Origin of the sequence: Imperialibacter roseus (assembly GCF_032999765.1) — a bacterium.
Lineage (GTDB): Bacteria > Bacteroidota > Bacteroidia > Cytophagales > Cyclobacteriaceae > Imperialibacter > Imperialibacter roseus.
Map to the genome: position 1 here is coordinate 5427337 of NZ_CP136051.1, position 19227 is coordinate 5446563.

The 19227-nt window shown below is 45.9% G+C and carries 21 protein-coding genes; 4 read left to right on the forward strand and 17 right to left on the reverse strand.

The genetic code is table 11. The features are described from left to right. The first annotated feature begins 154 nt into the window (after positions 1–154). Together rsgA and RT717_RS22900 are read left to right on the forward strand one after the other, a co-directional pair. A complete protein-coding gene (rsgA, locus tag RT717_RS22895) occupies positions 155–1219 on the forward strand; it encodes a ribosome small subunit-dependent GTPase A (protein ID WP_317488674.1) in 1065 nt (354 codons plus the stop codon). Between the two features lie 133 nt (positions 1220–1352). Further along, positions 1353–2237 (forward strand): SMP-30/gluconolactonase/LRE family protein, encoded by an 885-nt coding sequence (locus RT717_RS22900; RefSeq protein ID WP_317488675.1) that lies wholly within the window; start codon positions 1353–1355, stop codon positions 2235–2237. Between the two features lie 135 nt (positions 2238–2372). Here the strand turns inward: RT717_RS22900 and RT717_RS22905 are convergent, their stop codons facing one another. From RT717_RS22905 to RT717_RS22985, 17 genes are all read right to left on the reverse strand, one after another. Beyond that, positions 2373–2999 carry a hypothetical protein gene (locus RT717_RS22905; protein ID WP_317488676.1) on the reverse strand — a complete coding sequence of 209 codons (627 nt, stop codon included), beginning with the start codon at positions 2997–2999 and terminating at the stop codon, positions 2373–2375. Between the two features lie 9 nt (positions 3000–3008). Next, a complete protein-coding gene (locus tag RT717_RS22910; RefSeq protein ID WP_317488677.1) occupies positions 3009–3548 on the reverse strand; it encodes a hypothetical protein in 540 nt (179 codons plus the stop codon). Between the two features lie 8 nt (positions 3549–3556). After that, positions 3557–4705, reverse strand: a complete 1149-nt coding sequence (locus tag RT717_RS22915; RefSeq protein ID WP_317488678.1) for a hypothetical protein — start codon at positions 4703–4705, stop codon at positions 3557–3559. Further along, positions 4674–5225 (reverse strand): hypothetical protein, encoded by a 552-nt coding sequence (locus RT717_RS22920; RefSeq protein WP_317488679.1) that lies wholly within the window; start codon positions 5223–5225, stop codon positions 4674–4676. The genes RT717_RS22915 and RT717_RS22920 overlap by 32 nt, the downstream gene beginning before the upstream one ends. Continuing rightward, positions 5222–5785: an RNA polymerase sigma factor gene (locus tag RT717_RS22925; protein ID WP_152001680.1), complete on the reverse strand. Its 564-nt coding sequence runs from the start codon at positions 5783–5785 to the stop codon at positions 5222–5224. Before RT717_RS22925 ends, RT717_RS22920 begins: the two co-directional genes overlap by 4 nt. Before the next feature lie 78 nt (positions 5786–5863). After that, the gene (locus RT717_RS22930; RefSeq protein ID WP_317488680.1) at positions 5864–6484 is read right to left on the reverse strand and encodes a class I SAM-dependent methyltransferase; all 621 of its coding nucleotides are present in this window, start codon (positions 6482–6484) and stop codon (positions 5864–5866) included. 1 nt (position 6485) lies between these two features. Next, positions 6486–7307 (reverse strand): UbiA prenyltransferase family protein, encoded by an 822-nt coding sequence (locus RT717_RS22935; protein ID WP_317488681.1) that lies wholly within the window; start codon positions 7305–7307, stop codon positions 6486–6488. A gap of 55 nt (positions 7308–7362) precedes the next feature. Then, on the reverse strand, positions 7363–8256 hold the full coding sequence (atpG, locus tag RT717_RS22940; protein ID WP_317488682.1) for an ATP synthase F1 subunit gamma: 894 nt from the start codon (positions 8254–8256) through the stop codon (positions 7363–7365). A 48-nt stretch (positions 8257–8304) separates the two neighbouring features. Continuing rightward, positions 8305–9885 carry a F0F1 ATP synthase subunit alpha gene (gene atpA, locus RT717_RS22945; protein ID WP_317488683.1) on the reverse strand — a complete coding sequence of 527 codons (1581 nt, stop codon included), beginning with the start codon at positions 9883–9885 and terminating at the stop codon, positions 8305–8307. Positions 9886–9906: 21 nt separating this feature from the next. Further along, positions 9907–10464, reverse strand: coding sequence for an ATP synthase F1 subunit delta (atpH, locus tag RT717_RS22950; RefSeq protein ID WP_317488684.1), 558 nt, complete (start codon positions 10462–10464; stop codon positions 9907–9909). A gap of 1 nt (position 10465) precedes the next feature. Then, positions 10466–10960 carry a F0F1 ATP synthase subunit B gene (gene atpF / locus RT717_RS22955; protein ID WP_152001672.1) on the reverse strand — a complete coding sequence of 165 codons (495 nt, stop codon included), beginning with the start codon at positions 10958–10960 and terminating at the stop codon, positions 10466–10468. A 66-nt stretch (positions 10961–11026) separates the two neighbouring features. Continuing rightward, positions 11027–11272, reverse strand: coding sequence for an ATP synthase F0 subunit C (gene atpE, locus RT717_RS22960; protein ID WP_152001671.1), 246 nt, complete (start codon positions 11270–11272; stop codon positions 11027–11029). 35 nt (positions 11273–11307) lie between these two features. Then, positions 11308–12345: a F0F1 ATP synthase subunit A gene (atpB, locus tag RT717_RS22965; RefSeq protein WP_317488685.1), complete on the reverse strand. Its 1038-nt coding sequence runs from the start codon at positions 12343–12345 to the stop codon at positions 11308–11310. Further along, positions 12338–12730, reverse strand: coding sequence for a hypothetical protein (locus RT717_RS22970; RefSeq protein WP_317488686.1), 393 nt, complete (start codon positions 12728–12730; stop codon positions 12338–12340). The genes atpB and RT717_RS22970 overlap by 8 nt, the downstream gene beginning before the upstream one ends. Then, positions 12730–13005 carry an AtpZ/AtpI family protein gene (locus tag RT717_RS22975; RefSeq protein WP_317488687.1) on the reverse strand — a complete coding sequence of 92 codons (276 nt, stop codon included), beginning with the start codon at positions 13003–13005 and terminating at the stop codon, positions 12730–12732. Before RT717_RS22975 ends, RT717_RS22970 begins: the two co-directional genes overlap by 1 nt. Next, positions 12956–13384: a bactofilin family protein gene (locus RT717_RS22980; RefSeq protein ID WP_317488688.1), complete on the reverse strand. Its 429-nt coding sequence runs from the start codon at positions 13382–13384 to the stop codon at positions 12956–12958. Before RT717_RS22980 ends, RT717_RS22975 begins: the two co-directional genes overlap by 50 nt. 10 nt (positions 13385–13394) lie before the next feature. Then, complete coding sequence (locus RT717_RS22985) at positions 13395–14270, reverse strand: M23 family metallopeptidase (RefSeq protein ID WP_317488689.1); 876 nt, start codon at positions 14268–14270, stop codon at positions 13395–13397. Positions 14271–14377: 107 nt separating this feature from the next. Here RT717_RS22985 and porW point away from each other — a divergent pair, with 107 nt between their 5' ends. Beyond that, positions 14378–16948, forward strand: a complete 2571-nt coding sequence (porW, locus tag RT717_RS22990; protein ID WP_317488690.1) for a type IX secretion system periplasmic lipoprotein PorW/SprE — start codon at positions 14378–14380, stop codon at positions 16946–16948. Beyond that, on the forward strand, positions 16948–19224 hold the full coding sequence (locus RT717_RS22995) for a penicillin-binding protein 1A (protein ID WP_317488691.1): 2277 nt from the start codon (positions 16948–16950) through the stop codon (positions 19222–19224). The genes porW and RT717_RS22995 overlap by 1 nt, the downstream gene beginning before the upstream one ends. Positions 19225–19227 lie beyond the last annotated feature (3 nt).

A 19227-nucleotide genomic window follows, 5' to 3' on the forward strand; every position in this document is an offset into this window, starting at 1 on the left:
TTATCTTTGCCAAAATAACTTTTAGTCTCTGATACTTTTAAAAATTTCTATTCCAGGGCTTGATATAGCCTAAGGCGCTCCTTCGGGCAGCGCTTCTTTCAGATCCACCTTCCCACGGTGGAGTAGTTTTTTATTGACTAAATCCAATACTGAAATGGAATACAATCACTTAAGCCCATTGGGCTGGAATACCTATTTTGAAAATCAAATTACCCAGGACGAAAGAGAGCTCATCGTCGGTAAAGTATCTATAGAAAACAAAACCAACTACCAGGTACTTGCAGCCGGAGAAACATATATTGCAGAGGCGACAGGCCGCCTTTTTTACATGGCAGAAACAGATGCCGAGTTGCCAAAAGTGGGCGACTGGGTACTGATGATGGAAATTGACAAGGGAAAGGCCGTCATTCAAAAGGTGCTGCAGCGGCAGTCTGTCATTTCAAGAAAAGTACCCGGCAAAAAGCTGGAGGAGCAAATCATTGCTACCAACATCGACAAGCTTTTCATTGTGCAGGGGTTGGATAGCAACTTCAATCTCGCCCGACTTGAGCGCTACCTTGCACTCGCACAAAACGTGGAGCCAATCATTGTTTTGAACAAAGCCGATCTCTGCCCCCATCCAGAAGACATTGTTCGACAGGTGAAAGAGCGAATCAAAAATGTCGAGATTGTGGTGGCAGCGGCCCTGCAAAATCAGGTAAGCACCCTTCATCCTTATATAAAGGCTGGATCAACCATAGCGATTGTAGGCTCCTCTGGCGTTGGCAAATCGACAATCATCAACAGTCTGATTGGACGGCCGTTTATGGCAACAGGCGAGGTGAGGGAGCTGGACTCAAAGGGCAGGCATACCACAACAAGCCGACATCTGATGCTGCTGGAAAGTGGAGGTGTTTTGATAGACACTCCCGGCATGCGAGAACTCCAGCTCTGGGGTGACCAGTACAGCTTAAGCACTTCTTTCGAAGACATTGAAGCCTTGAGCGAGCATTGCAAATTCAAGAACTGCACACACACCGATGAAAAAGGCTGTGCCATCACCCAGGCGCTGGACGAAGGTTCGGTGGACGAAGCACACTGGATCAACTATGTCAAAATGATAAAGGAACTGGCGTACCTGGAAACAAGGCAGGATGTAAGTGCCATGCTTGAGAGAAAGAATAAGTGGAAGAAGATTCACAAAGAGCAAAGAGAACTTTACAAACGAAGGAACATATAGCCTTACATCTTGTTATTATGGTGAAGAATTGGACGAATTACTGTGTTAAAATTTAATGAAAAATAAGTATTTCTGACAATTTTACAATTGTGATAGATACTATTAACTTCGAAGTAACAAACCTATATCAACAATGAAAAAACTTAGCTATTTCTTGGCCGCTGCCGTTTTGGTGGCCTGCCAAAGTGGAAAGAAGACCGAAGAAACCGTCGTGGAAGAAACGCCAGCAACCACCGTTTCACTTGTGAAAAAATGGGAAACTGACACAACGCTGACCACTCCTGAGTCTGTTTACTACGATGTAACAAATAGCGTGCTGTACGTTGCTTGCATCGGAGCGGTGCCACCGGATGCGAAAGATGGAGACGGATTTATAGCCAAAGTAGGGCTTGATGGAGCCATCATCGACACCCAATGGGTGGTCGGTTTGGACGGCCCTAAAGGCATGGGCATGGTAGGCAACCTGCTTTACGTAAGCAACATCGACGAAGTGGTGGAGATAGATGTCAACACCGGTGAGATCACCAATAGATTTCCGGTAGACGGGGCCTCCTTCCTCAACGATATCACCGTTGACGCTTCAGGAACCGTCTATATCAGCGATTCGAACTTGAGCAAAATCTTTGCGCTAGCTAATGGTGCTGTAGCACTATGGACAGAAGGCGAGGTCCTCGGCGGCCCCAATGGCCTATTGGCGGAAGATGGAAGGTTGATGGTGGCATCCTTTGGCGCAGGCAAATTCAGCACTATCAGCATCGCCGATAAGGACGTGAAAATGGTGGTGGACTCAATTCCCGGTGGTGATGGCGTGGTAGCGCTGGATGGCGACTACTTTGTGTCCAACTGGAACGGCGAGGTATACTACGTGACAGAGGACTGGAAGAAAACAAAACTGCTTGACACCAAAGCAGCCGGTGCCAATGCGGCGGATATTGAAATTGCGGCGGATCAAAGCTTACTATTTGTTCCTACGTTTTTCGGCAACACAGTGGTCGCTTATGACATCGTGAAAGAGTAGTCTTCTGTTCTAGAAAATCCGTGGCCACTCGAAAAGACAGAAAGTCCGACAAGAATTCCTAAATCAAAAAAAACAGGCTGGTTTCTCCAGTCTGTTTTTTTAGTATAAACCATTCATAAACCTCAGGCCAGTGATTTAAAACCTGCCTAGCCTGATCGAAAACGTTCCTCCCCAGCTGGTCAAATCATCATCCGAAATGTCTCTCAGATCCGACCCCTTTATGAGGCGATAGGTGGCGCCCACTCCCACCCGCAAGAATTGTGTAATATTGACTTCCAGCTGCGCACTGGGCTTCACTACGAAAAACGCCGTTGACTCAAGCACATACTCCTTATCGAAGGAAGTAGGGAAATACTGCTTGTCGACTATGTGAAAAGCGCCAGCACCAAACAGTACCGGGATCGTTAAGTGCACCACTTCGTTGGGAAACAAGATACCCCCAAGGTACAGGCCACCATAACCACCTTCGATATTCAGCATGGTGCCCGACTCCCCTTGGAATTGATTCTCAGTAGAAATGCCATAACCTGCCAGCCCGAACATCACATGCTTGTTGATGATGGCACCCCCATAGGCACCCAGCAGAAGGCTTCTTTCCTGATACACATCCGTAATATTGATGTCCACGCCACCGAAGCCCTTGATCTCATTTTCTTTGCTAAAAAGAGACTTGATCTCTTCGGGATTCTCGATGCCCTGTGCAGCGCTACTTAGCCAACCGCATGTGATAGAAAGTATAAAAACAATTTTGACAGCTTTCATCGATCTTTTTTAAAAAATGTACTTAAATGAAATGGCTGAGTCCCAGAACCTCGAATCCGTTTTGCGGAAACCGATGTAGTCGAAATAGGGCTTTACATCAAAAGAAACAGTTATCGGAGCCGCCAGCCACCGGTATTCCACACCAATAAGAAAGTCAGCCCCCATGGTGAAAAAGGTCGCCCCATTTTCATAGGTGAACGCACTCCCGTCTGTCCCTACCAGTATCTTGGTCAGGTTGTTTCGCTCCTCAAATCCGAAATGGCCACCAGCACCGTAGTAGGCATAGAAGTTTGGAGAAAAAGCCAAATCCATCGGCACATGGAACACATACATAGTAGTGAGCTGCAGCCCTTCGTGCCTGCCACTTACCATGATTTCCAGTGCCTCTTCTGTTACCAGAAACTTCTTGTAAGTCAGCGCTGACGTGGCACCAAATCGTACGCCGGCTGACTGCGAGTATTCCTGCGTCGTTTGCGCATTGGCCAATTGGCATGTTGCAAGACTTAGGGCAGCTATCAACAGCTGCGCACCAAAAAATAATCTCTTCATTGTTAGTATTAGTTCTTCGTAAACGGCAACGCCTCCATATAGCGAAGGGTTACCGAGGCTCCCTGCATGTCCAGTTGCATGATGCCTTGTTTGTCGTTTGTTCTGCCCACCTGTCCTGTCAACTGTATGTAACCCTCCTTGTCGTCCACTGGGCTATTATTAAGCATGGGAATCCAGTTGCCAGGGATATAAATCTTATCCTGCTCCGCCTTGATATCAAGATTTACCCAACTGGCAGGATCCATAGTTACATCCAGGTCCGTGTACTTACTTGCCAGCCTTACCTTTGCAAAGTCTTTATTAAGGCTATGAAGTATCACCTGCCCGTAGTTCACCTCCAAATCGAGGTTCTCCTGTATTTCACCCAACGTCCAGTCGGTAAACATTCCTTTGCCACTGATCCAACCTATCTTCTGAAAATTAAGCTTGTCGTTTCTGGAATCTACCCTCGCTGAAAGCGCACTTTCTACCCTGAGTTCGGAAGTCATCGATTGTAGTATGATACCCTTTGCCTGCTGAATGTCGACCTGAGCAGCCTTAAGCGTCAGCTCCACATCATGCACCCGTCTAATATTCGCCTTACCAAAACTTAAATCAACGATCGACTTACCCTTCAACTCATTGGCCTTCAAATCACCATGGGCAAGGGTAAGTTTAATGGGCCCCCCATGATCGGCAATAAAAACATTCCCAAAGCGGTTGTCCAAAAATAGGCTCGCTCCCTCTGGCAAAGTTATCTCGTAATCTATGGTAAGCTTGTTGCTGCTCAAAACCGTCTTCGACACATCACCAACCGTGTTCAGCAATTCCTTAAAGGTTCCGCTGCCCCTGTCCAGCACAGTTTCAACGGTTAAAAAAGACCCAAGATTGCTAAAGTCAATTTCAACCCGTTCCATCAGCTTTTGAGTGGACCTGGAGTCCTTGGCATACGCCGTTATCTCCACCGAGATAAGCACAGAATCCTTTGCCCACGACTTTACCGCTACCCGTCCATATTTATTGCTCACGTCAACAGTAATGTCCTTCGGAACCTTGTACGCTTTGTTAATGCTCTTCGTCAGTCTCGTATCGCTCTGCGCTTGTGCGTGGTTTCCCGCCAACACAAGCAACAGCATGATCAACCACCTAAAGAGACGATTCTTTCCTACCTGCTCCATTTTTTGCCTCCTTTATTTGTGCCAGTATCCTGTCTAGGATGTCCAGCTTAATTTTATAATTCACGATCATTGCATGAATGACCTCTTCATTGTCTACGTTGTCTGCCAGGTCAGTCTGGAGCTCAGTATAGGCCTGATCGAGGGCCAGCATGTCCTCCACCACTTCCTTGTCTACCCACTGCCCATTGGCTTCTATTTCATTCATTTTTTCAGAAATCATCATGGCATAATACTGCTCAGTCTCTGCCATTTCCGGCGACACCATAGAAAGTGTCGGTTGCGACTTTGATGATCCCACACCGTTCCACATGAATGCGATGGATGCCGCCAACAATAATGTAACAGCAGCGGCTACCCGGACTACTTTACCGCTCCAGCCCCACATGTGCACTACCTTTCCTGATTTCTTGCCGCCATTGAGTCGCTTGTCAATGTTTTCCCAGGCCAAATCAAGGTCCGTGTCGAAAACATCGAAGCTGTCCCGGCGCTCATCAATGTTCTTTTTTAGAAAATCTGTCATTGGTTGGCTACTTTCAATTTTTCCATTCCTAACAAGTCTCTCACTTTTGCTTTTCCTTTACAGTACTGGGCCTTCGAAGCCGACTCCGTTATACCCAATATCTGCCCGATCTCTCCATGGTCATACCCTTCAAAGAGGTACAGATTCATCACCGTTTTGCAGCCCACCGAAATCTGATCCATGGCTTGCAGTATTTTACCGGCCTCCATCCGTGCATAGTAGTTGTCGTCGTCATCTTCATAAGCCAGGTCAAACTTTTCCTCAATGCTGATAGTGAAAAGTCGCTTCTTCCTGAGCGTATTGATGCAATGATTCACCACTACCCGCTTGATCCACGCAGGGAAAGTCTTGGGTTGCTGGAGCTTTTTCAAGCTGGCAAAGGCATCGACAAACGCATCCTGAAGCACATCTCTGGCTTCTTCCTCGTCGCCTATCATCCGGCGGCAGATATTGTACATAGCCTTTGAGTACAGCTTGTACAACTCATTGATCGCCCGACGATCGCCCTCCTGGCTCCTCACCACAAGGTATTCCTGTAAACTCGCACTTTCTGAATCCAATTTCTAATTAGGTTGCAGGGTAAAAGACATCCAAAAAATGAATAGGTTTCGATTGAATCGGTTGGATCAAAAAAATATTTAGCTTCTCGCTAAAAGGTGAGTACCTATCATTCCTCTACAATACGTGGCACTCTCCTTAATGTTCCATCCAGCTCTGGCAAATGCCTCCTGCCAATTGGGAAGCCTATGTGCCTCAATATCACAAGTTAAGCGAAAAAATAAGTACATACCCCTTATGAGAAGTGATTTCCACCCTCGTTTTTCCTGTTTCACAAAATCAGTCACGATCAACAGTGTGTTCGGTTTACTCACCTGCGATACCGACTTCACAATACCTTCCACCGACTCGTCGGAGAACATGTCCAGAAAAAACGGCAGTAACACAAGGTCATAAGGATCGGTTTCGCTGTAAGTCAAAAAGTCCGACCGCACAAAACCAATATTCATCCCCGGCATCGTTCTCGACCGTGCCTTTGCGATCATGCCTGCCGACTTCTCAATAAAAGCCAGTTGGCTATCCGGATGCTGCTTGAAGTATTCTTCAAAAAACCGGCCAGTGCCGCCGCCTGCTACCAGTGTAGACTTGACACTCACTGCCCTTCCGAAGAAGTCGCATTGGCTTCTGTCAATGCACTTTCCAAAGACAAGCCGGGCCAGCGGGTCGTACACAGGAGCCAAAAGGTTAAATCCATTGGCCATGCTAAATCAGAAGAAGTATCGGCATCAGAAAAATGCCATCGCCAATGAGCCGATAGGTGAAAGAGGTTTCAAAATCAGCCATTCGCTGATAAAGTATCCAAAGTACACCAAGCATCAGCATCAGCAACCCTTGCAGAGCAAGGAGGCTGTCACTGAACCAGGAGAAGCCAGCTATCCCGATAATGGCCATAGTAAAAGCAGCCCGCAACAGCAAGCCTATTTTTTCGGGTTTCCACCGGGTTATGAATGATTCCTGACTATCGGCCATGTCGTACTGCCGCTCTTGGCGGGAGAATAAAATCAGGTTGATAAAAGCAATGAGGAATATCACCATGAAAATCAGCAGATCCACGGGCCCCACACCACTGCTCGCCAAGGCCCGGGGTGCCAGCGAAATTCCGGCAGTATAAAGCGCTGCCACAACCACTTCTTTAGGCAGGCTCCGGGTCGACAAAAATACCCACAGCAAATACAGCAGGCAGCTTCCCATCACCAACACACCATAAAGCAACACTGGTGCCGGCAAATAGACCAGCGAGCCGAGGCCCACGCATCCCACTATCACAAGGACTGTAAGCAACTGTGAGAAGTGCTCCTGGTAGAAATGATGCCGGGGGTTGCTGGCGGATGTGGGTATTTTTCTGGCATCAAAAAGCCGGTCGAGAATATAGATAAACCAAACAGCCAAAAACAGGGAAATATAAACAGAAGCAGGCACATAGGCATCGCAGGTAGAGGCAACAACCATCGACATAACGACAGCACCCAGAGCTACCTCCAGGCTGCCATGTTTAAGCAGTCCTATTATAAAAGACCTGCCCATCTACAAAAAAAGCCCATGAATATTCACGGGCTCAATTTATCGTCAAATATTTATTTTAACTACTCTTTAGTGCTTCAGCACCACCAACGATCTCTAGGATCTCCTTGGTGATCGCTGCCTGACGGGTTCTATTGTACATCAGCTTCAGCTCTTTCAAAAGCTCGCCAGCGTTATCAGTCGCCTTGTCCATGGCTGTCATCCTGGCGCCTTGCTCTGAAGCATTAGACTCCAAAGTGGCTTTGTACACCTGAATCTTCAGTGACTTGGGGATTAGCTCTTTTACGATGAACTCCTTTGATGGCTCATAAATGTAGTCGATGGCATTTGAGCTGGACGTGCTCTCTTCTTCCACCTCAGACGGCTCAATAGGAAGGAACTTTTCTACCCTCAACACCTGAGTAGCCACGTTTTTGAACTCGTTGTATACAAGCTCTACGGCGTCAAAATCTCCAGCCTTATAAGCTTCCATCAGGTACTCGGCTACCGGGCGAACTTCATCAAATGAGAGGTTAGAGAAAATGTCCCAGTACTTCGTGTCGACTTTGTAGTTTCTCTTTTTGAAAAACTCCATGGCCTTCTTTCCCAGAGGAATGATGGTAACTCCACCGAACTCATTCTGCTCCTTGTACTTTGTTTTCAGAAGGTTGACAGCTGCTTTAAAAACGGAGCTATTGAAAGCACCACACAAGCCTTTGTCAGAAGAAACAACAACCAAAGCGACCCTGTTCACCTCCCTAACAACGGCATATTCATTCTCCAAATCGTCGCTAACAGATGAAGTAACATTTCTAAGTATACCTGTCAGCTTCTCAGAGTAGGGGCGCATTTGCGTAATGCGGTCTTGCGCTCTCCTCAACTTTGCAGCCGCCACCATTTTCATGGCCTTAGTGATCTGCTGAGTAGAAGTGACCGACTGAATTCTGCCCTTAACCTCTTTTAGGTTCGCCATATACTTTCTATTTGAAAAGTCCGCCAGTGGGCGGACTCACCATGCTATTTAGGATACGTAACTTTTTTGAAGACTCTTAGCCGTCTCGGCCAGGGTGTTTATCACGCTGTCTTCCAGCTTACCCGCACGAAGCAAATCCAGTGCATCCTGATGCTGCGCTGACAATAGTGCAAGAAACTCTTTCTCAAAGGCTTTCACCTTGTCCAAAGGTACTTTGTCAAGGAAGCCTTTTGTTGACACGTAAATGATAGCGATCTGATGCTCAACCGACATTGGGCTGAACTGAGGCTGCTTCAATATTTCCTGGTTTCTTCTACCCCTGTCAATTGTGAGCTTGGTAGACGCATCGAGGTCGGAGCCGAACTTGGCAAAAGCCTCAAGTTCACGGAACTGGGCCTGATCCAGCTTCAGCGTACCAGCCACTTTCTTCATCGACTTGATCTGGGCATTACCACCCACCCTTGACACAGAAATACCAACGTTGATAGCAGGACGCACACCTGAGTTAAACAGGTTGGTTTCAAGGAAAATCTGTCCGTCAGTAATTGAGATTACGTTAGTCGGGATGTAAGCAGAAACGTCACCGGCTTGCGTCTCAATAATCGGAAGGGCTGTCAATGATCCGCCTCCTTTTACTTTGCCTTTCAATGACTCTGGAAGGTCATTCATTTGGCTGGCAATTTCATCGTTGTCGTTGATTTTGGCAGCACGCTCGAGCAAACGAGAGTGAAGATAGAATACGTCACCCGGGTAGGCCTCACGTCCTGGCGGGCGACGAAGAAGAAGTGACACCTCACGGTAAGAAACCGCCTGCTTGGAAAGGTCATCATAGATAACCAAAGCAGGGCGTCCGGTATCACGGAAGTATTCCCCGATAGAAGCACCTGTAAACGGCGAAAAGAACTGCATTGGTGCCGGGTCGGATGCAGCAGCCGACACGATAACAGTGTAAGGCATAGCTCCTGCTTTTTCAAGAGAAGCAACAATACCTGCTACGGTAGAGGCCTTTTGGCCTACCGCCACATATATACAGTAAACAGGTTCGCCCTTTTCGTAAAACTCTTTCTGGTTGATGATGGTATCGATGGCCACAGCGGTCTTACCTGTCTGACGGTCACCAATGATCAACTCCCTTTGACCACGACCAATTGGAATCATGGCATCAATAGCCTTTACACCAGTTTGCAGCGGTTCGTTTACCGGCTGACGATAGATAACACCCGGCGCTTTTCTTTCAAGCGGCATTTCGTACAAGTCGCCAGTCAAAGGACCTTTACCGTCGATAGGATTGCCAAGTGTATCTACTACTCTGCCGCACATGCTATCGCCTACTTTAATGGAGGCAATTGTCTTTGTGCGCTTTACAGTAGCACCTTCTTTAATTCCTTTTGGGTCGCCCAGCAATACTGCACCTACGTTGTCTTCTTCCAGGTTAAGTACCAATGCCTTCAAGCCGTTTTCGAACTCTAAAAGTTCACCGGCTTGTGCCTGAGTAAGTCCGTAAATACGGGCCACTCCATCACCTACCTGAAGAACTGTTCCTACTTCTTCGAGCTCAGCCTCAGTTCTGAAGTTTGAGAGCTGCTCTCTCAAAATCGCTGATACCTCGTCAGGTCTTACGTCTGCCATTAGTGTATTATTATGGTGTTTTTAAAACTTCTTAATGTATGAACTTGAAATCAATTTCGTCTTCAAATCTTTGAGACGAGAATCGACGCTGTCGTCTAATTGAAGGTCGCCCACTTTAATGATGTAGCCTCCCAACATCTCCTTGTCTACCTTCTCTGTCAACTCGATTTCCTTCTTGGTAATCTCTTTCAACAGCCTCATGAATTCCTTACGAAGATCAGGTGTCAAGGCAAAATTGGTGGTAACTGTTGCCTCGGAAATACCCTTCCTCACATTATATTGATGGGTAAATTCACTTGCGAGCATTGGCAAAATGAACTCCCTGTTCTTTCTTGTGATAATATCGAAAATGGACAGGGTCAGGTCATGCACCTTGCCGGCGAATATCTTTTTAAGAATGGCCAGCTTGCGGTGGTGCTGAATAATTGGGTTTTTAAGCATCAAAGCAAAATCCCTGTTAGCCTTGCACAAGTGATCAAATGCGATCATGTCTTCGTTGACCTTATCAAGCACTCCCTTTTCCTCTGCCAACTCCAGCAAAGACTTGGCGTATCTTGTGGCTATCCTGAATTCTGACATCTTAGTTGACTTTTAGGTCTTTGATGTATTCGTCTACCAGCGCCTTTTGTGCTTTGTCGCCACTTAGGTTCTTTCTCAAAACCTTCTCAGCAATGTCTAAAGAAATTTCAGCCACGAGGTTTTGTACCTCAGCCAGAGCAGCCTTCTTCTCATTTTCGATAGAAGACTTGGCATCGGCTATCATTTTTTCGGCAATTTTTGAAGTGTCGGCTTTTGCTTCTTCCTTGATTCTATTGGCGGCAGCAAGAGCCTCTTTCAATATGTGGTCTCTTTCTTTTCTGGCATCCTCCAAAAGAAGCTCATTGTCTTCTTTCAATTGTGCCATTTCCTCTTTGGCCAGCTCAGCTGATTTCAAGGCATCGTTGATGAAGCCTTCTCTCGCTTTAAGGGCGTCAGCAATCGGCCTCCAGGCAAATGTAAGCAGAACAATAAAAACGATTATGAAAATAACCGTTTGCCAAAATATAAGGCCTATCCCGGGTGTTAAGAGTTCCATTATTTTATCACGTTTACAGTCAAAAACAAACGGAGGCTACTAAGTGCAGCCTCCGTGAAGCCATTTTTAGGCTTTGAATGAGATAAGCAAACATACTACCACACCAAAGAGGGCAATTACCTCAATAAGTGCAGCAATAATAAGCATACCGGTTTGGATTCTGCCGGCAGCTTCTGGCTGACGAGCCATTGCTTCCATTGCCGAGCCACCGATGCGACCGATACCAATACCTGCGCCTATCGCAACAAGTCCGGCACCGATACCAGCGCCCATAATTGCCAAACTCATGTCAAGCAAAATAGATAACCACATAGTTTTATTATTTAATAGTGAAAATGGTTTCGTAATTAATGATGCTCTTCGTGATGCTCCTCAATGGCAAGGCCAATATAGAGCGACGAAAACATCGTAAAAACATAAGCCTGGATCGTGGCAACGAGCAACTCGATAAAGGTAATGAAAACCACTATCAATGTTGACGCAAAGCCCACCATATAGCTCTCGAATATGAATATCAAACTAATCAAGCTCAGAATTACAATGTGGCCTGCGGTGATCGCCACAAACAATCGTATCATGAGAGAAATAGGCTTAGTGAAAACGCCAATGATCTCAACAGGAACAATGATGAACTTCAATGCAAACGGAACTCCGGGGGTATTAAAAACGTGTCCCCAATAAGTCTTGTTTCCGCTAAAATTTGTGAAAAGGAACGTGATAATGGCCATCACGCCAGTCACGGCAATATTTCCAGTGAGGTTGGCAGCACCTGGCATCAAGCCAAGCAGGTTACCAAACCAGATAAAGAAGAATAAAGTCAACAAATACGGCAGATACCTCTCGTACTTGGGGCCAATATTAGGCTTTACTATATCGTCTCTCACAAAAACGATGATTGGCTCGAACAAAGACTGAATGCCTTTCGGCGCTTCTTTGGGCCGTTTTTTGTATCCTCTTGCCACCGCAAGAAAGATTACTATCATCAAAGTGGCATTCAGGAAAAGAAAGGCCACATTTTTCGTGATCGAGAAGTCAATAACTGTACGGCCTTCTGCTACAGGCAGAATATGTCCGTGCTCATACTTGTAGCCGTTGTATTCAACGATGTTGTGATGTTCATCATAGAAATTACTGCTGGAAAATACTTCCAACCCATTGTCTGGCGAATACAAAATAACTGGCAGGAAAAGCGTGCCATAGTGGCCGTCGAAGAAATGCCACTCATGTGCATCCAAAATGTGATGATTGATCAATTCTGAAGGATTAAAGGTTCCCCCTGTTTCCTCTGCAGCTACCGCCAACGGGCTATTAAATAAAATAATCACCAGTGATAACACGGTGATTTTTAATAGGTTGGCCCTCTTATGATTTACACCTTCATCCATCAATTTGAACGCTTTTCGAATTTGAGCGCAAGTTAGTCATAAGCGTAAATAATTCAAACCCAAGAAATAATAAATACAGGGCAAAGAAAGTCATGATGAAACTGGTGTTTTCTTCGCCAATCGCCACAAGGTAGGTGATTGCGACCAATAAACTTGTCAGAAGACGAAAGGAAATACTGCCAATGACGAAAAGGACGAAATTTTGACCATCGTTGTTTACAAAATTACTCTCGGCCCAAAGTAGCAGCAGGGACTGAAGCGAGTAGAAAATAATAGCCGCTATCGCCGTTGAATGGATATATTGCCCGAAACCGGAGGCCAGCAATGCAAAATATGCTCCAACGACAACTGCTGAAAAAATAAACAGCTTGAGATAGTTATTCATTATTCTTTGGGAAGGCGCTTGTAAAGCAAATAAAGAGAGCCAAAAAGTGAAATGAACGAAAGAGACAACAAAAACACCGGGAACTGAAGCTGAAAGTACTTGTCGGCATAGTATCCGGCGGTTACTCCCACGCCTATAGTGGCCAACATTTCAAAACCGACACCGGTAAACCTCAGAAAAGTTGAACCGGTGCCAGCGTCTTTTAGTTTTCCTGCCTCAGATTGTTCAGGACTGGGCTTTGAGGAGCGGTCTTTCTTCCGAATTTTTTTCTCCAATTTTTATTTCCTTAACAGTTACACCCATCTGGCATTTTCCATTGAAAGAAGCACCCGACTCAATAACCAGTTTATTGGTGATAATGTCTCCATTGATAACTGCTGAGGGCTTTAACACAAGCATTTCTGTTACTTCCACTTTGCCGTCCACCGTGCCGGCGATTTCAGCATTTTGCGCCAATACATTTCCCTCAATGTAAGAGGAATGACCAAATGCCGCCTTTGACTTAGTGATAATATCACCAATAACTTTCCCTTCTACCCTGATGTTGCCGAAGGTTTCGATACCTCCGCGAAGGATAGTTCCCTTTCCAATAATGTTGCTGGAGTTGCTGAGCTCTTCGGCTTCCTTAATTTCCTTGTTATTAAACATGGTCATAATAAATAAATTAAAAAGCTACGAATTCTTCAGGATCCACCGGCATTCCATTGTGCCAAAGCTCAAAATGCAAGTGAGGCCCGGTTGTCAATTCGCCTGTGTTGCCTATAATAGATATAATCTCGCCGGCGCTGACAAAGCTACCAACGTTTTTCAATAATTCCGAATTGTGCTTGTATACTGAAATCAAATTACTTCTGTGCTGAATACCAATCACATAGCCGTCATTTTGTGTCCAGTCGGCAAGTATAACAGTGCCGTCGGCCACACACTTGACCGGCTCATCTTTTTTTGCCACCACATCAGTCCCATAGTGGTTGTTCTTAGGGTTGAATTTGTCAGAAATAATGCCTGAAATGGGCTGAAAAAGGTAGATGTCCTGAAGATCAGAGCCAATAGAAGAACTTACAGGCAATATCTCAGAGTCAGCACTTTCGAACCTTTGTCTGAAAATTGAGTCGATAGGTGCCAGTCTTTCGCTGTTGATCTCAGAAGCCGACAACACTCTTTCCTGTTGCTCAGACGCCCTCAGGGCCGATTCGGTTTCCAACATGCTTGTGTCGCCCGAAAGCACCAGTTTCAGGTTATCGATGTACAAGTCTTTGTTATCCATCTCAACAAGCATAGAATCCACTTTGAGTGAAAGACTCACTAATTTCCGATTGGTTTCCATTTGCTGATGGCGTGGGTCGTACCACTTAGCTAAAATGGTGGTAGCCAGGTAAAAGCAAATCGCAAAAAAAACTGATACTACAACAAAAGCTAAAAGCAGGAGCCTTGCGTAGTTGAACCTGATGGTGCTCTTTTCCGCAAAATTCTCCTCACTCCGTATGATTAGCAGATAGCCGGTGGTAAGCCAGCTGGATAATGTTTTCTTATTTTTCAAATCCTTTTAGGTTCTGGGAGCCACAAAATTATAGAATAAAATAAGACCTTCTTATTTTTATGTATTATTGAGACATTTTTGAGCGTTAGCAATTCAAATCAATTCAGTTGACCCAACGTATTTCACCATACCATTTCCTCAGTTTTCTTCTTTTCTCCTATCTCCTCGTTGGTTGCAAAGGAAGCAAAATAACTCCGGTGGGCGACGTGTATCATAATACGACTGCTCACTACAATGCCTATTTCTACGCCAGAGAACGAATCCTCGAAGTTGAACAAAATTTGCTCAATTATGGTGAAAGAAATTACAACAGGATTTTACCTATCTATCCTCCCATGGATTCGTCTTTTTCCAAGGCTAACGAGGAGCTGATAGAGGATGTTGTTAAAAAGGCTTCCATCGCTATTCAAAGACATGAAAACAGTAGGTGGGTTGATGACAGCTACATCACCGTAGGCAAGGCACGGCTTTTCAGTCTCGATTTTCCGAATGCTGTAGAAACGTTCAAATATGTGAATGTGAAGAGCAAAGACAAGGACACACGCCACCTGTCGCTGGTTTGGCTTTTTCGCACATTTGTTGATGCCGGGGAATACAACAATGCCACAGCTGTGATCGACTACCTGCAAAGAGAAAAACTCAGCAAGGATAACAAAAGACTATTCGCTCTTTTTAAGGCCCGTTATTATCAGTTGACCGACGACCTCGACAACATGGTGAAAAACCTGGTCGAAGCGGTTCCTCTTGAAACTAATCACGACGAGAGGGCAAAAATCTATTTCATTATTGGTCAGGTGTATCAGCAATTGACCTTTGATGCGCTGGCGTATGAAAACTATCAGTCCTGCCTGCAGAACAACCCTCCCTATGAGCTGTCGTTTTATGCCAAGCTCAACATGGCGTCGGTTACCCAGCTCACCAATTCGGATGACCTCAAAACTGTGAGAAGGTATTTTCGGAAGCTCTTAAAGGACGAGAAAAACATTGACTTCAAAGACAAGATTTACTACGAGCTGGCCAACTTTGAGCTAAAGCAGGGAAATTATGATGAGGCCATTGAAAACTACAACTACTCTATTCAATCCAGCACATCGAACCCCAGGCAGAAGGGTTATTCATACCTTCAGCTTGCCGAGGTGTACTACCGCCATTTCAAAAAATATAAGACTGCTCAAAGCTACTACGACAGCACCCTGAGTGTGCTACCGAAAGACGAACCCAACTACGAAGCGCTGAGCCAACGGCTCGAAATACTTACCGCTTTTGTGGAACAGGTTACAATCATTGAAACCCAGGACAGCCTGCTAATGCTTGCAAAAATGCCCGAGGATGAGCTGGACAAGTACCTCGATGATTACATCGCTGCCAAGGCCAAGGAAGCTGAAGACAAAGAGAAAGCCATTGCTGAAAGCAAAAAGGGCCGACGTGGAAACCAGGCCGTGAACTTCCAGACTCAGGGTAGGGAAATTAATGTGCAACAGCAGGGCACCTGGTATTTTTACAGCGCTTCGGCTGTCAGCCAGGGCCGGCAGGAGTTCGCCAGGGTTTGGGGCAACAGGCCCCTGGCCGACAACTGGAGGCGATCAGTGAAGCAGGGAGAGATTGCAGCAACGGTAAGGGATGCCGAGGCACCAAAACAAACAGCACAGGCTAATCCTGACGAAGCGATTGCGTCCATTTCCAAGGAAGATTTAATAAAAACACTTCCATTGACTCAAGAGGCGCAAAATGAAGCACTTGCGAAAGTGGAGGTAGCCCATTTCCAGCTCGGCAACATCTACAACTTCCAGTTATTGGAAAAAGATAATGCCGGGATCACGTTCAACACCCTCATTGTAAGGTTTCCGGATTCAGAGCATGCCCCAGAGGCGCTGTATGAACTGTATCTCATCTACAAAGAGTTGGACAGTGCTATCTATTCTGATTATGAGAGACAGCTAATTACCCGCTTTCCGGAATCCATTTTTGCCAAACTGATTGTAAATCCACGGTATCGGGAAGAAAGCTCCGCAGCGTCGGCCAAGCTCCAGAAAATGTACGCAGAGGCGTATGGCTATTATCAGCGGGGTGAGTACAAAAAAGCAAGGGAAATCACTTCTGAGGGGCTTTTGGCTTACGACGATAACGATTTTACTGACAATATGAAGCTGCTGGACGTTATGCTGATCGCAAAGCTGGACGACGTGTACAGGTACCAGTTTGAGCTGAACAACTTCATTACCACCTACTCCGAGAGTGAGCTAATTCCTTATGCGAAAACACTCGTGAAGGCATACGATGATTTCCAGCTAAACCTTGTCAATAGCGCAAAGGCAAAATTCAAACAAGAGTTCGATCAGCTCCATTTCTTCGTAATTATTTATCCGCCTGACGGCAAATTGCCCGATGAACTTCCGGGGAAAGTCGACACTTATATTAAAACCAACCTACAAATTCAGGGGCTTACACTCGGCAATTTGATTCTTGACGCCAGAAGATCGATGATTTTAGTTAACTCGTTTCCAGGTAAAAAAGAGGCGGCTGAGTTTTATCAAAATTTCAACAGCAACAATACCTTGTTTAAGGAATATGGCACCATAAAATTTTATAATTTCGTAATCACAAGAGAAAACTTCAACGTTTTCTATCAAACCAAAGACCTGGAAGCTTACTTAACCTTCTTTAACAATAACTATTAATGAAGAGCAATAAAATCAAATGGCTATTGATCACCCTTTGGGTGGTTTTCATTTGCACGATGGTTGGTGTTCCTGTGTTCTTTAACATGATCGGAAACAATTCCTTTGGTCTTTTTGGCGAACTCCCCGGCCTTGAAAGCCTTGAAAACCCCGAAGAAGAAACTGCTTCACAGCTATTTTCAGCTGACAACGTGCTGCTGGGTAAATACTTTAGAGAAAACAGAACGCCGGTAACCTACGATGAACTTTCGAGAGAGCTCACAGAAACGCTTCTTGTCACCGAAGATCTCAGGTTTAGTGAGCACTCCGGTATCGACTTGCGGGCACTGGTAAGAGCGGTCGTCGGAAAACTCACCTTCAGCTTTGCCGGTGGGGGCAGCACCATAACGATGCAGCTAGCGGAGAACCTCTATAAAACTGAGCAAGAGAACAAAGGGAAATTGCATAATGTCCCTGGCCTTGGGCAAATCATCACCAAGTTCAAAGAATGGATCATTGCCGTGCAGTTGGAGAAAAACTACACCAAAGAAGAGATCCTGGCGATGTACCTCAACACCGTTCCGTTTGGCAGCAACGCCTTCGGAATTAAAGCGGCAGCCAAAACCTTTTTCAACAAAGAGCCGAAACAAATTACCTACCACGAGGCTGCCCTCCTCGTTGGCCTGGTAAATGCGCCAACCAGGTACAGCCCTATTCTCAATCCTGAAACCTCCATGCGCAAAAGGAATGAGGTACTATACAACCTTCGCAAATACAATCGAATAGATCAGATAGCCTACGATTCTCTCAGAGCCAAAGAATTTGATTTGCAGTACAAGGTTGATGGACACAATGAAGGCCTCGCTACCTACTTCAGAACAGTCATAAGAAACTTCCTGATGGACTGGACCACGCAGCACGGCTATGACCTTTTCGAGGATGGTCTCAAGATTTATACTACCATAGACAGCAGAATGCAGACCTACGCCGAAGATGCAGTCAGACAACATATGGACACACTTCAATCAGTGTTTATCAAACACCTTGAAGGCAGAAATCCCTGGATCAATGAGGATTTCACCGAAGTGGAAAACTTCATTGAAACTACCATGCAGAGAACCAGCTACTACAAAAGCCTGGTAAAAGAATACGGCAAGGACGCTGACTCGGTCGATATATTGCTCAACCTGAAAAGGCCTATGAAAGTATTTAGCTGGGACGGCGAAATTGACACACTTATGTCGGCCTATGACTCGCTGAAGTACTATAAGCACTTTCTTCAGGCTGGTTTCATGGCAATGGATCCGCATTCCGGCCACATAAAAGCCTGGGTCGGGGGAATAGATCACAAATACTTTCAGTTTGACCACGTGATGCAGGGAAAACGGCAGCCCGGTTCTACGATCAAACCCTTCGTTTATTCAGCTGTAATAGATAATGGATACTCCCCTTGCTATGAGGTTGCTGATGCCCCCATCACCTTTTCGTTCCCCGGGCAGGATCCTCCCACCTGGACACCCAGCAATGCCGTAGGAAACCCCACCGGCCAAATGATGACCATCAGAAGTGCTCTGGCACAAAGCGTCAATACTATTACCGCCTATTGGATGAAAAAACTCGGCCCACAAACTGTCGTCGACTACGCACACCGCATCGGTATTCAAAGCGACTTAGCAGCTGTTCCTGCGTTATGTTTGGGTGCCGGCGGCGAAGTTTCAGTTTATGAAATGGTCGGTGCTTACTCCACTTTCGTGAACCAGGGCGTATGGACAGAACCGATCTTTATTACCCGTATTGAAGATGAAAACGGCCGAGTGCTCCAGGACTTTGTTCCGCAAACCAGGGAAGCTCTGAGTGAAGAAACTGCCTACACCATGCTGTACATGTTGCGAGGAGCCACCGAAGAACCTCATGGAAGCGGAGGCGGCCTTTCAAGAGAAATAAAAGCTAACAACCAGGTGGGCGCAAAAACAGGCACCACGCAAAACGCCTCCGATGGCTGGTTTATGGGAGTGACCAAGGATCTCGTTGCAGGTGGCTGGGTTGGTGGAGACGACAGAAGTATTCACTTCCGCAATTGGGCCATGGGGCAAGGTGCCAGAACAGCCATGCCCATCTGGAACAATTTCATGCTGAAAGTGTACGCCGATCCCGACCTTGGCATTGAAAAAGGCCCTTTTCCGAAACCTGTCAATGGTCTGTCAGTTGAGCTCGACTGTTCGAAGCATGATCGCACGCAAGGCATCGATTCTCTTGGCGTTGATATTGAAAAAGTATCAGAAGACGACATCTTTTAAGGC

Coding starts and splice junctions, on each gene's coding strand:
- rsgA (WP_317488674.1), top strand. CDS start 155: ATGGAATACAATCACTTAAGCCCATTGGGCTGGAATACCTATTTTGAA.
- RT717_RS22900 (WP_317488675.1), top strand. CDS start 1,353: ATGAAAAAACTTAGCTATTTCTTGGCCGCTGCCGTTTTGGTGGCCTGC.
- RT717_RS22905 (WP_317488676.1), bottom strand. CDS start 2,999: ATGAAAGCTGTCAAAATTGTTTTTATACTTTCTATCACATGCGGTTGG.
- RT717_RS22910 (WP_317488677.1), bottom strand. CDS start 3,548: ATGAAGAGATTATTTTTTGGTGCGCAGCTGTTGATAGCTGCCCTAAGT.
- RT717_RS22915 (WP_317488678.1), bottom strand. CDS start 4,705: ATGGAGCAGGTAGGAAAGAATCGTCTCTTTAGGTGGTTGATCATGCTG.
- RT717_RS22920 (WP_317488679.1), bottom strand. CDS start 5,225: ATGACAGATTTTCTAAAAAAGAACATTGATGAGCGCCGGGACAGCTTC.
- RT717_RS22930 (WP_317488680.1), bottom strand. CDS start 6,484: ATGGCCAATGGATTTAACCTTTTGGCTCCTGTGTACGACCCGCTGGCC.
- RT717_RS22935 (WP_317488681.1), bottom strand. CDS start 7,307: ATGGGCAGGTCTTTTATAATAGGACTGCTTAAACATGGCAGCCTGGAG.
- atpG (WP_317488682.1), bottom strand. CDS start 8,256: ATGGCGAACCTAAAAGAGGTTAAGGGCAGAATTCAGTCGGTCACTTCT.
- atpA (WP_317488683.1), bottom strand. CDS start 9,885: ATGGCAGACGTAAGACCTGACGAGGTATCAGCGATTTTGAGAGAGCAG.
- atpH (WP_317488684.1), bottom strand. CDS start 10,464: ATGTCAGAATTCAGGATAGCCACAAGATACGCCAAGTCTTTGCTGGAG.
- atpF (WP_152001672.1), bottom strand. CDS start 10,960: ATGGAACTCTTAACACCCGGGATAGGCCTTATATTTTGGCAAACGGTT.
- atpE (WP_152001671.1), bottom strand. CDS start 11,272: ATGTGGTTATCTATTTTGCTTGACATGAGTTTGGCAATTATGGGCGCT.
- atpB (WP_317488685.1), bottom strand. CDS start 12,345: ATGGATGAAGGTGTAAATCATAAGAGGGCCAACCTATTAAAAATCACC.
- RT717_RS22970 (WP_317488686.1), bottom strand. CDS start 12,730: ATGAATAACTATCTCAAGCTGTTTATTTTTTCAGCAGTTGTCGTTGGA.
- RT717_RS22980 (WP_317488688.1), bottom strand. CDS start 13,384: ATGACCATGTTTAATAACAAGGAAATTAAGGAAGCCGAAGAGCTCAGC.
- RT717_RS22995 (WP_317488691.1), top strand. CDS start 16,948: ATGAAGAGCAATAAAATCAAATGGCTATTGATCACCCTTTGGGTGGTT.